This is a genomic window from uncultured Haliea sp. (assembly GCF_963973825.1).
In the GTDB taxonomy this organism is placed as follows: domain Bacteria; phylum Pseudomonadota; class Gammaproteobacteria; order Pseudomonadales; family Halieaceae; genus Haliea.
Genome location: NZ_CAXBAE010000003.1, coordinates 24885 through 36716, shown reverse-complemented (window position 1 = coordinate 36716; position 11832 = coordinate 24885). Strand labels below are relative to the sequence as shown.

Sequence of the window (11832 nt, the reverse complement as noted above, 5' to 3'; positions counted from 1 at the left end):
GTTGAGCCGCTGGCACAGGCGGTTCAGGACAAACGATAAAATAACGAACAAGGTGAACCTCATGAAAGCATTTGCTCCGCGCTCCGCTGTCGCGCTCGCCGTTTCCCTGGCCTCCGCACTGCCCCTGTCTACTGTTCAGGCGCAGGACGGTCCTGCCCTGGCTCTGGAGGAGGTGGTTGTCACCGCCCGTCGCCGCGCGGAAAATCTGCAGGATGTCCCGATCGCGGTTACCGCCCTGTCCGGCGATGCCCTGCGTTTGCGCGGCGCCTCCGATATCAGCGAACTGGCGCAGATCATTCCCAGCGTCACGCTGGAACCTTCGCGGGCGACCAGCACCACACTGACGGCCTTCATTCGCGGCGTCGGCCAGCAGGACCCCCTCGCCGGCTTTGAACAGGGTGTGGCACTGTACCTCGATGATGTCTACATCGCGCGTCCGCAGGGCGCGCTGCTGGATATCTACGATGTGGAGCGGGTGGAAGTACTGCGCGGGCCCCAGGGCACGCTGTATGGCCGCAATGCGGTTGGCGGGGCGATCAAGTATGTCACCCGCCGCCTCAGCGACGAAACGGATGTGCGCCTGAAGGCATCCTATGGCAGCTATGGCCAGCTCGACCTCGTGGGTACCGCCTCAACCCCGGTTACCGATACTTTCCGCGTGGGCGCGACGGTTGCCTCCCTCACCCGGGACGGCTACGGGGAGAACCTGACCACTGGCGACGAACACTACGACAAGGACCTGTTCGCCTGGCGCGCCAGTGCCGAGTGGTTGCCCAGCGAAAACTGGCTGGTGCGCCTGGCCTATGACAAGCTGAACGACAAGACCAATCCAGTGGCGGGCTACCGTCCTTTCCCCTCCGCGGTTAGTGGTGTGCCGGTGCTGTCTGACCGCTACGATACCACTGCCGGCGCGCAGGATTCCGTCGCCACTGCCGGTATCAATGGCAACAACGAAATCGATGGCGAAGGCGCCATGCTGTCGGTGGACTGGAACCTGAGCGACACCACGACGCTGCGATCAATCAGCGCCTGGCGCGAGGACTACACGGAGTCCGTGATCGACTTCGACGGCCTGGAGGTCATCGACTTTGACGCCCCGGTTATCTACGACAACGAGCAGTTCAGCCAGGAGTTCCAGCTGCTGTACAACGCCGATCGCTGGAATGCGGTGGCCGGCTTCTACTACCTCGACGCCACAGCCTCCAACGACTTCGACGTGGTACTGGGCCAGATCGGCCCGGTGACCGCCTACACCGGCGGCACCGTGGACACCGAGGCCTGGTCCGTGTTTGCGGATGTAACCTACCGCCTGACCGACGCGCTGGCGCTGTCGCTGGGCGGCCGCTACACCGAAGACAAGCGCACCGCGGATATTTTCCGCGGCACCTACCTCGGCTTCGGCTCGCCGTTCTTCGGTAATGACACCGCCCTGTTGCTGGCGACGACCAGTGACTACGAGGCCGAGAAAACCTACACCGACTTCTCGCCACGGGTAAACCTGAGCTACACCATCAATGATGACACCACGGTCTATGGCAGCTACAGCCAGGGCTGGAAGGCTGGCAGCTTCGATCCCCGCGGCGCCAACTTCGCCACCCCTGAGGTCGAGCGCGGCTTTGACCCCGAAACGCTGGACTCCTGGGAACTGGGCCTGAAAACCACCTGGCTGGATGGTCGTGCCCTCACCAATATCGCCGTGTTCTACAGCGACTACCAGGACATGCAGATTCCCGGCTCGGTGGGCGTGGACAGCGACGGTGACGGCGTCAATGACGGCTTTGTCGGTACGGTCACCAACGCCGGCCAGGCGGAAATCTCCGGCATCGAAGTGGAAGGCAACGTATTGCTGAGCGAACACTTCAGCGTACAACTGGCGATGAGCCTGCTCGACGCAGAAATCAAGGAGTGGCTGCTGAACGGCGTGAACGTTGCCGATCAGCGCGCGGTGCAGAACACACCGGAGGAGATGTTGTATCTCGGCGTTACCTACACTACGGATTTCGCAGCGGGCGACCTGACCGCCAAGCTGAACTGGTCCTACAAGGGTGATGTCACGCAGTTCGAGGCGCCGGTCCCTGTGATCGACCAGGAAGCCTACGACGTGATCAACGCCAGCCTGGTCTGGATGAGCGGTGACGAACAGTGGCTGGTAGGCTTGCATGGCAAGAACCTCGGTGACGAGGATATCAAGACAGCCGGGTACTGTTTCGGCGAAGGTGGCTGTCCTTCGACCCTGGGCCTGGAAAACAACACCACCGTGTTCTATGCCCCCCCGCGCACGCTGACGGCAACAGTGGAATACCGTTTCTAGAGCCAGCGCGCTGCCCCGGCCGTGCGCCGGGGCGTTTGCCAGCATGACAGGGATAGACACTGTGACTGGATTTGAGGCCCCGGTGCCCTTGTTGCCGGAAATTCTTGCGCTGCACGGCCAGTGGCGTGCGCCCAGACCGGCAGTCATCTGCGGTGACACCACGCTCGACTGGCGCGCTTTCACGGCGTCCAATCATCGCTTTGCACACGCGTTGGCAAGCCGCGGTATCGCGCCCGGTGACCGCGTGGGCGTGGTGATGTCCAATGGATTGCCGATGGTGCAGGTGCTGTTCGGCAGCCTGGCGGCCGGTGCCGTATCCGTGCCGATAAACCTCTCGGTTAGCGACGAGGCGCTGGTCGCCATGCTGGTGGACGCGGGTATCCGCGCGCTGGTGGTTTCGGCGGACCAGCAACCGCGGCTGACACCGTTGCTGCAGCAGTTGCCGGATGCGCTCTGTGTCACCGTCACCAGTGGTCCGGGTGATGGGGCCTGGGAGGCCCTGGACGTGCTCTGTGCCGGGCAGCCCGATACCTTGCCGGATGCCGTGCGCGCGCTGGACCCCGATGCGCCTCTGAACATCATCTACAGCTCCGGTACGACCGGGCTGCCCAAGGGCATTCTGCATACCCAGCGCACCCGGCGGGACTGGGCCTACGACCTGGCCATTGCCTTGCGCTATCACGGTGCCGCGCGGACCCTGCTAACCATCGGCCTGTATTCGAATATCTCCTGGGTGGCCATGCTTTGCACGGTTCTGGCCGGCGGCACCCTGGTGTTGCATGAGCGTTTTGACCCTGCCGCCTTCGTCGCCACGGCGGCCAGTGAGCGCATCACGCACACCGCCATGGTGCCCATCCAGTTCCAGCGGGTGGTGGAATACCTGCAGGCGCACGGTGGCGATGTGAGCAGTCTGCAGGCCATGATGAGTTGCGGTTCGCCGCTGCGTGAAGGGCTGAAGCGCGATATCTTTGCCCATTTTCCCTGCGGCATTATCGAGCTGTACGGGCTTACCGAGGGCATCATTACCACCCTCGACCCGGAGGACGCCGAAGGTCGATGGGCGTCGGTGGGGCGGCCGCTGATCGGAACAGATCTGCGGATCGTCGACGAGCAGAACCGGGAGCTGCCGCACGGTGTGTCCGGCGAGATTGTCTCCCGCGGTCGCATCAGCATGCCCGGGTACTGGCGCCGGGAGGATGCCAACGCCGAGGCGCAGTACATCGATGCACACGGGCGTCAATGGCTGCGCTCCGGAGATATCGGCTACGTGGACGCAGAGGGCTTCCTGTACATCGTGGACCGGAAGAAGGACATGATTCTCTCCGGTGGACAGAATATCTACCCCCAGGATATCGAGGCGGTGCTGGTACAACACCCCGCTGTCAGTGATGTCGCGGTTATCGGCGTGCCGAGCGCGCGCTGGGGTGAGTCCCCGCTGGCGCTGGTGGTCCCCGCGCAGGGGTCGGCAGTGGCCGAAGACGAACTGCTGGCCTGGGCCAACGCGCGGCTGGGCAAGCAGCAGCGCCTCGCTGACCTGAAATATATAGACGCCTTGCCGCGCAACCCCAATGGCAAGATACTGAAGCGGGAATTGCGGCTGCAGTTTGCGGAGTGAGCCTGTGAGTGGATTTGACGACCTCTGGTATCGTAGCGACGATGGTTTGACACTGTACGCGCGCGACTACGCCGGCCCTGACGGCGATGCGCCCGTGGCACTCTGCATGCACGGCCTGACCCGCAACGCCGCGGACTTTGCCGGCCTCGCTCCACACCTGGCGCAACGCTACCGTGTGCTGGTTGCCGACCAGCGTGGCCGCGGCCGATCCGACTACGACCCTGATCCGACTCGCTACCAGCCCCTGACCTACGTGCAGGACATGTTCCGTTTGCTGGACAGCCAGGCGATACCCTGCGCTGTTCTGGTGGGCACTTCCATGGGTGGGCTGATGGCAATGCTGATGGCGGCGATGCAGCCTGCACGGGTCAGCGCGATCGTACTCAATGATATCGGTCCGGAAGTCGACCCCGCGGGCCTGGCGCGCATCAAGGCCTATGTCGGCAAGGCCGAGCCTGTTGCGGACTGGGCGGCCGCCGTGGCGCAGACCCGCGCCATCAATGGTGCTGCGTTCCCCGACTTTTCGCCGGAGGACTGGCTGCACTTCGCCCGGGGACTCTATCGCCCCCGGGCCCAGGGTGGGGGCCTTGAGCTCGCCTATGATCCCGCGATCTCGACGCCGTTGACCGCCGCCGACGAAAACGCCGTGCCCCCTGATCTCTGGCCGGTGTTCGGCGCCCTGTCCGCCCTGCCGGTGCTGGTATTGCGGGGAGCGCATTCAGATATTCTGTCCGCGGCCGGGCTTGCCGCCATGCGCGCGCGCAAACCCGACCTGGTCGTCGCCGAGATCGCCAACCGGGGTCACGCGCCAACACTGGATGAACCCGACGCACGCGCCGCCATCGACGCCTTCCTCGCTATGCCCGCCTGACCCCAGACGTGGACAGAACGCCAGCTTGGTGGCATGGTTGGCAGGATGGACACAGGGCAAGGTTCAGGTATGCAGGTACTGGCACGTTGGCATGACATTGTGCGCAGCGGAGATCCCTCCGGGCTCGCGGAAATCCTGGCTGAGGACTGCGTGTTCTGGTCGCCCGTGGTGCATCGTCCGCAGGCGGGGCGCGACCTCACACAGCTGTACCTCACCGGTGCCATGTCCGTATTCAACGACAGCTTTCGCTACGTCAAGGAAGTGGTGGCAGCGCCGCATGCGGTGCTGGAGTTTGTGTGTGACATTGACGGCATCACCATCAACGGGGTCGATATCATCACGGTAAATCCGGAGGGCCTGATCATCGAGTTCAAGGTGATGGTGCGGCCGCTCAAGGGCGTAAACCTGCTGCATGCAAAAATGGCGGCAATGCTGGAGACCTTATCGGCATGAAGAACACTGCGAGGGCGGTTGCACGAGGTGCTGTGCTGGCGGTCACATGCCTGTTCGCCGGGGCGCTTGCCGGCTGCGGGCAGCAGACAGGAGACGGGGCGATGGAGCAGGCTGCGGGCGTCATTGAAGGGTCCGTGCTGTACCGCGAGCGCATGATGCTGCCGCCGGACGCCCAGCTGGAGATTCAGCTGGAGGATGTGTCGCGCGCCGATGCGCCGGCCACTGTGCTGGCTGTGGTGACACAGGCGACCGCAACCGCGCCGCCCTGGCCCTTCCGTATCAGCTACGACCCGACGGCACTGGATCCGCGGCACCGCTATGGCCTGCGTGCCACCGTACGCCATGAGGGGCGCCTGATGTTCACCTCGGACACCTTCGTCGATGCTTTTGCCGAGGGTGCGCCGGAAATCGTGTTGGTGCGGGTGCCCCGCAGCGCTCCGGCACCGACCGCTGCAGCGAGCGTTCTGCCTGCGGGGCAGTGGCAGCTGCTTTCGCTGCACGGTGAGCCCGCCGATACAGGTGCCGGGGGCAAACCCCTGACGCTGGTGATTGATGAGGCGGAGTCCCGTGTGGCCGGCTTTTCGGGCTGCAACCGCTATACCGGGCCGTATACGCTGGCCTCCGGCGTGCTGGCGCTGGGGCAGCTGGCGGTCACCCGCATGGCCTGCATGGAGGGCGCAGATCTGGAGGAGCGCTACCTGTCGACGCTGCGCAGCGTTGACGGCTTCAGCCTGATGGACAGTCGCCTGCAGCTGAAGGTGGGTGCCGCAACGGTGGCAGTGTTCCAGCCGCTTGATGACAGCGCCGACGCCGGGTAATAACGATGGCCTGGACCGATCACTGCGTTTATACTCGCGCCACCCTGGATTTGTAACAGTCTCATGGCGTTCCAGTTCGCACTGACAGCACGAGCCCGACGCACCGCGCGCCTGATCGCGTTGCTGGCGCTGCTGTGTCTGAGCGGTGTGCAGGTACTGGAGGCCAGCCACGCCCACGGCAGTGCAGACGTACAGGCGGAGTGCCTGCTCTGCAAGTCCTCGGCGCCAGCCGCCCTGTCGGCGGCTCCGTCACTGCCGCTGTTCCTGGTGCTGGCGGGCTGCGTTATCGCCGCGCTGCGCCCCGTGCACATCGCTCCCCGCTACCTTCCGCTCCAGGCCCGAGGGCCCCCGCAGTACTCCTGACAGAAAATCCCTTTTTCTATTTTCAGGAGTAGTTCATGAAACGTTTCATGCCTCTTGCCCTGGCTGTGGCCAGTGCAAATGCGGCGGCGCAGTCGCTGCCGATTGAACATGTGCTGGTATCAGCCCCCTTGAGCAAACAGGAAGCGGAGACCGCCCTGCCGGTGACGGTGCTGACGGGCGAAGACCTCAGCCGCAGCGCGCGCGCGACCATTGGCGACACCCTGGGCGACATCCCCGGCCTGGCTAACGCCTCCTTTGGCCCCGGCGTCGGTCAGCCGGTCATTCGCGGCCAGCAGGGCCCCCGGGTTACGGTGCTGCAGAACGGCACCAGTAGCGCCGATGCCTCCGCCGTGAGCGCTGACCACGCGGTATCCGTTGAACCCATGCTGGCGGACAGCATTGAGGTGTTGCGTGGCCCCGCAACCCTGCTGTACGGCGCCGGCGCCATCGGCGGCGTTGTGAACGTGATTGACAACCGCGTGCCGAGATCGCGTGTCGAGGGGGTCGAGGGTGGCGTTGAGCTGCGCCACGATGGCGCATCCGACATGGATACCTCGGTACTGCGCCTCGACGGAGGTACGGGTGATTTTGCGTTCCACCTGGACGCACTCTATCGCGACTGGAACAACCTGCGTATCCCGGGCCTGGCTGCCAGGGGCGTGGATGACGATCACGACGACCACGACGATCACGACGATCACGACGAGGAGCACGGGGAGGAGGAGACGACCAGCGGCTACGTTGACAACACCGGGGGCCGCACGCGCAATGTGACCCTGGGTGCGAGTTACCATTTTGACCGCGGCCTGGTCGGCCTTGCCGTAGCCAGGCTGGAAAACCAATACGGTATCCCGGCTGGCGCGCACGAACATCACGACCATGAAGACGATGAACATGATCACGATGACGATATGGAGCACGATGATCACGATCATGAGGGGCACGAGGAGGAAGAGGGCGGCATCAAACTCGATGTCGAGCAGACCCGCTATGACCTGGTGTTCGAGCTCAGCGAGCCGCTGCCCGGCTTTGAGTCCCTGCGCAGCACACTGACCTACACCGACTATGAGCACGCGGAAATTGAAGGTGGCGGTGAGGTAGGCACCTTGTACAGCAATGAAACCTGGGAGACCCGGGTGGAGATGGTGCATGCCGAGGTGGCGGGGCTGCGCGGCGCAATTGGCCTGCAGGCGCGCAGTGGTGAGTTCAGCGCTCTGGGTGAGGAAGCATTTATCCCGGTCACCGACAGCACGGACCTCGGCCTGTTTCTGATCGAGGACTACCGCACTGAGCACTGGCTGTTCGAAGCGGGTCTGCGCGTGGACCGGGATGAGCGTGACCCCGCAGCGCAAACCGCAGGCAAGCGCGACTTCACCGCCATCAGCGCATCCGGCTCGGCGATTTTCAACGTCACACCGGATTGGCAGCTGCGCCTCTTCCTGGCGCGGTCAGAGCGCGCGCCGTCGATTGAAGAGCTGTTCTCCAATGTCGATGGCACTGGTCCGGAAAACTGGGTAGCGCACGCGGCGACGGCGGCGATTGAGCTGGGCGATCCGGATCTCGACACGGAGGTTTCGAACAACGTGGATCTCTCGCTGCACTGGCACAACGGCAACAAGGACCTCGAGGTTACCGTGTTCCACAATGACTTCAGCGACTACATCACGCTGATGAATACCGGCGCGGAAGTGGACGAACTCCCTGTGCTGGCCTATGTGCAGAGCGACGCCAAATTCTACGGTATAGAGGTGAACGCGGAGTTTGGGCTCGGTACCGTTGTCGGCGGCGATGTGCGACTGGGTCTGTTCGGTGATGTGATACGCGGCGAGCTGGACAACGGTGACGACGTGCCGCGTCTGCCGCCACACCGCATCGGCGGTCGCCTGAGTTGGTCCACGGAGGTGCTGGAACTCTGGACCCGGGTGCAGGACGCCGGAAGCCAGAATCGCCCGGGCCCGAACGAGGAGCCGACCGCCGGTTACACGCGCTGGGACCTGGGAGCCGACTATCGCCTGTCCCTGGGCGATTCGGAACTCACCCTGTTCCTTGCGGCACGCAATCTGGGGGATGAGGAGATCCGCCTGAGCACCTCCTTCCTGCGCGATGTGTCGCCGGAGGCGGGGCGCTCCGTCGAGGCGGGAGTGCGCTACCGCTTCTAGGGCGTTTCCCAGGCGTACAGGCACAGGTTCTCGGCCTCGGGTGTGAGCTGGATCATCGACTCATACGCGAAGCCGAGACTTTCCAGCAACTGGCGTGAGGGCTGGTTCCCGGGGGTGACGATTGCCAGCAGCCTGCGCAGTCCGAGCCCGTCTTTGGCATGGTCCAGCACCGCACGCGCCGATTCCAGTGCCAACCCGCGACCGCGGGCTGCGGGCAGGAAGGCATAACCGATATCCGCATTGGCCAGGGTCGCACGCTTCACCAGTCCGCAGATGCCCAGGGGCTCACCCCCCGCCGCTGGTCGTACCGCCCAGAGGCCGAAGCCGTTCTCCCGATAGCTCCGCAGCGGTCCGTCACGCAGGTACTGGCGCGCCTGGTCCACGCTGCGCACGCCGCGGTCGGCGATGTGCAGGATGAAATCGGGGTCGTTCAGCAAGGCCAGCATGAAGGGCGCATCGTCTTCAGTGAGCGGGTCGATCAGCAGTCGCGGCGTATGCAGCATGGCGCGGGAATCCCTCGGCAATAGAGTCGACAAGGGTACTACAGCTGCCCCAGGGGCGCCCTGCGACAGTGAAATCACAGCGCCGTGCTGGTAAAGTGCGAGGTCTTTCGGCGCGGCAGGGCAGAGCATGGCACAGCGGATCATCGTCGGCATCAGCGGCGCCTCGGGCATCGTTTATGGGGTACGTGCACTGGCCATGCTGCGCGACTGTGGTGTCGAGACGCACCTGGTGATCACCAAGTCTGCAGAGCTCACGCTGCACCACGAGCTGGACATGTCCCTGGATGAGATCAAGGCACTGGCCACAGAGGTCCACCCCATTCGCAACGTCGGCGCCTCCATTGCCAGCGGCTCCTTTCGCACGGGCGGTATGCTCATAGCGCCGTGTTCGGTGCGCACCATGGCAGAGATCGCCACCGGCGTGACCTCAACACTGCTGACCCGGGCGGCGGACGTGGTGCTCAAGGAGCGCCGCAGGCTGGTACTGGTTGTGCGTGAAACGCCTCTGCACACCGGGCACCTGCGCACACTGACCCAGCTGTCGGAAATGGGTGCGGTAATCGCACCGCCGGTGCCGGCGTTTTATGCGCAACCGGAGTCCCTTGATGCCATGGTCACCCAGACAGTGGGTCGACTGCTGGACTTGTTCGATATCGATTCGGGGCAGGTCAGGCGCTGGCAGGGCGAGTGAACGCCTTGCACACATCGCGCCCGCAACCGGCCGTGGCGGCCTGATGCCCATTCTGTTCGGCGTGGTGCTGCTCGACCTGATCGGATTCGGCATCGTTATCCCGATTTTGCCCTTCCTGTCGCCGCAGCTGGGCGCGACGAAGATCGATATTGCCCTGATTATCGTCACCTATGCCGTGTTCGCCGGTATATCCGGCCCCTTCTGGGGGCGCCTGTCGGATCGTCGTGGCCGCAAGCCGGTCATCATGATCTGTCTTGCGGGCGCGGCAGCCTCCTATGTCATGCTCGCCCTCGCCAGCGAGCTGTGGATGATATTTGCCGCACGCGCCTTCGCCGGCATCATGGCGGGCAATCTTGGCGTTGCCTCGGCGATGATGAGTGACATCACCGCGCCGGAAAAACGGGCCAAGGGGATGGGGATGATCGGCGCGGCGTTTGGCCTGGGCCTCGTTCTGGGGCCCTTGCTGGGTGGTCTGCTGGCGGGGAACAGTGGCAGTTTTACCCTGCCCTGCCTGGTGGCGGGCTGTATGTCGATGCTTGCGATCCTTGCTGCGGGTCTGTTTCTGCCGGAGTCGGTGACGGCCCAGCGCCGCGCCGCCCACCGGCAGGCACATCGCGACGGGTCGCGGCAGTCGACCCGGGCGATGCTGCGCGCAACAGGCAATCGCCTGCTGGTGCTGCAATATGTGCTGCACGCCGCGGCGATCAGCTCGGTGACGTATCTGGTTCCGCTGTGGCTGGGCGATATGCTGGGCTGGGGCGCGCGGGAGGTCGGGCTGGTGTTCGGCGTGCAGGGTGCCATCATGGTGCTGCTGCAGGGGGGGTTGCTGGGCACGCTGGTGCGTCTGTTGGGCGAGTGGCAGCTCCTGCGTCTGTCGGTTGCCGCCTTCATGGCCGGCCTCTGTCTGGCGGTGCTGGCTGGCGGTATGCCCCTCATGCTGGCTGCCGTGTACATTGCCATGTCAGGCTCGACATTGTGCATGCCGCTGCTGAACACGATTACCAGCCATCGCACACCGGCGGACCTGCGCGGACAAATGCTGGGTACCACCGCTTCCGCTGCGTCCTGGGGCCGCGTGGTCGGCCCACTGCTGGCCGGCGGCAACCTCGCGGCCTTTGGCTACACCGGGGCCTGGTTGGGCTGCATCGTGCTGGTCAGCCTGTATCTGGCCTGGGCGCTGAGCCCGCATCCAGCCCCCCTTGTTCCACACGCATCATCAACGGAGGACACACCTTCTCATGACTACCCGACTGTTTGACCTGAATGGGCGCATCGCGCTGGTAAGTGGCGCCAGCCGCGGTATTGGCGAGGCTATTGCCCGCCTGCTGGCAGAGCAGGGCGCGCATGTTATCGTGTCGAGCCGCAAGCTGGAGGGCTGCCAGCCGGTAGCCGACGCCATACGTGAGGCCGGTGGCAGCGCCGAGGCCCACGCCTGCAATGTGGGCGACATGGGTGACATCCAGGCCCTCTTCGCCCACATCCGCAACGCGCACGGGCGCCTCGATATCTGTATCAACAACGGCGCCACCAACCCCTACTTCGGACATGTGCTGGACACCGACCTGGGTGCCTTCCAGAAGACCGTCGACGTGAACATTCGCGGTTACTTCTTCATGTCCATCGAGGCCGGGAAGCTGATGCGCGAGCAGGGCAAGGGGGCCATCGTCAACACGGCCTCGGTCAATGCATTGCAGCCTGGCCCCCTGCAGGGCATCTACTCGATCACCAAGGCCGCTGTGGTCAACATGACGCAGGTGTTCGCCAAGGAGTGCGGGCCTCTGGGTATTCGCTGCAATGCGTTGCTGCCGGGCCTGACCAAGACGAAGTTCGCCGGTGCGCTGTTCAGCAATGAGGACATCTACCAGGCGGCCATTGAGAAGATTCCCCTGCAACGCCACGCGGAGCCGGAAGAGATGGCCGGAGCCGTGCTCTACCTGGTGTCTGATGCCGCCAGCTACACCAACGGCGAATGCATTGTGGTGGACGGTGGCCTGACGATCTAGCAGCCTGTCGGACTCAGGGCATCCGCAGCAGATGAGCCTGGGTCC

At 64.3% G+C, this 11832-nt stretch carries 11 protein-coding genes; 10 read left to right on the top strand and 1 reads right to left on the bottom strand.

Features of this window, described 5'->3' with window-relative positions; genetic code table 11:
- The first annotated feature begins 61 nt into the window (after positions 1 to 61).
- The 7 genes from AACZ17_RS04880 (at position 62) to AACZ17_RS04850 (ending at position 8590) form a co-directional block, all read left to right on the top strand.
- Entirely contained in the window at positions 62 to 2311 is a 2250-nt protein-coding gene (locus AACZ17_RS04880; RefSeq protein WP_290740361.1) for a TonB-dependent receptor, read from the top strand.
- A 61-nt stretch (positions 2312 to 2372) separates the two neighbouring features.
- On the top strand, positions 2373 to 3926 hold the full coding sequence (locus AACZ17_RS04875) for an AMP-binding protein (RefSeq protein ID WP_290740358.1): 1554 nt from the start codon (positions 2373 to 2375) through the stop codon (positions 3924 to 3926).
- A 4-nt stretch (positions 3927 to 3930) separates the two neighbouring features.
- Positions 3931 to 4797 (top strand): alpha/beta hydrolase, encoded by an 867-nt coding sequence (locus tag AACZ17_RS04870; protein WP_290740356.1) that lies wholly within the window; start codon positions 3931 to 3933, stop codon positions 4795 to 4797.
- 69 nt (positions 4798 to 4866) lie between these two features.
- A complete protein-coding gene (locus tag AACZ17_RS04865) occupies positions 4867 to 5250 on the top strand; it encodes a nuclear transport factor 2 family protein (RefSeq protein ID WP_290740354.1) in 384 nt (127 codons plus the stop codon).
- Positions 5247 to 6068 carry a YbaY family lipoprotein gene (locus tag AACZ17_RS04860; RefSeq protein WP_290740352.1) on the top strand — a complete coding sequence of 274 codons (822 nt, stop codon included), beginning with the start codon at positions 5247 to 5249 and terminating at the stop codon, positions 6066 to 6068. The genes AACZ17_RS04865 and AACZ17_RS04860 overlap by 4 nt, the downstream gene beginning before the upstream one ends.
- A 63-nt stretch (positions 6069 to 6131) precedes the next feature.
- On the top strand, positions 6132 to 6431 hold the full coding sequence (locus AACZ17_RS04855; protein WP_290740350.1) for a hypothetical protein: 300 nt from the start codon (positions 6132 to 6134) through the stop codon (positions 6429 to 6431).
- A 35-nt stretch (positions 6432 to 6466) separates the two neighbouring features.
- Entirely contained in the window at positions 6467 to 8590 is a 2124-nt protein-coding gene (locus AACZ17_RS04850) for a TonB-dependent receptor (RefSeq protein ID WP_290740347.1), read from the top strand.
- Here AACZ17_RS04850 and AACZ17_RS04845 read toward each other — a convergent pair.
- Entirely contained in the window at positions 8587 to 9093 is a 507-nt protein-coding gene (locus AACZ17_RS04845; RefSeq protein ID WP_290740344.1) for a GNAT family N-acetyltransferase, read from the bottom strand. The genes AACZ17_RS04850 and AACZ17_RS04845 overlap by 4 nt on opposite strands.
- Before the next feature lie 127 nt (positions 9094 to 9220).
- On the opposite strand from AACZ17_RS04845, the gene AACZ17_RS04840 reads away from it, so the two are divergent.
- The 3 genes from AACZ17_RS04840 to AACZ17_RS04830 are packed head-to-tail and all read left to right on the top strand — an operon-like array spanning position 9221 to position 11787.
- Positions 9221 to 9784 (top strand): UbiX family flavin prenyltransferase, encoded by a 564-nt coding sequence (locus AACZ17_RS04840; RefSeq protein ID WP_290740341.1) that lies wholly within the window; start codon positions 9221 to 9223, stop codon positions 9782 to 9784.
- A 43-nt stretch (positions 9785 to 9827) separates the two neighbouring features.
- On the top strand, positions 9828 to 11042 hold the full coding sequence (locus tag AACZ17_RS04835) for an MFS transporter (protein WP_290740339.1): 1215 nt from the start codon (positions 9828 to 9830) through the stop codon (positions 11040 to 11042).
- Positions 11023 to 11787 carry an SDR family oxidoreductase gene (locus AACZ17_RS04830; RefSeq protein ID WP_290740336.1) on the top strand — a complete coding sequence of 255 codons (765 nt, stop codon included), beginning with the start codon at positions 11023 to 11025 and terminating at the stop codon, positions 11785 to 11787. The genes AACZ17_RS04835 and AACZ17_RS04830 overlap by 20 nt, the downstream gene beginning before the upstream one ends.
- Positions 11788 to 11832: the final 45 nt, after the last annotated feature.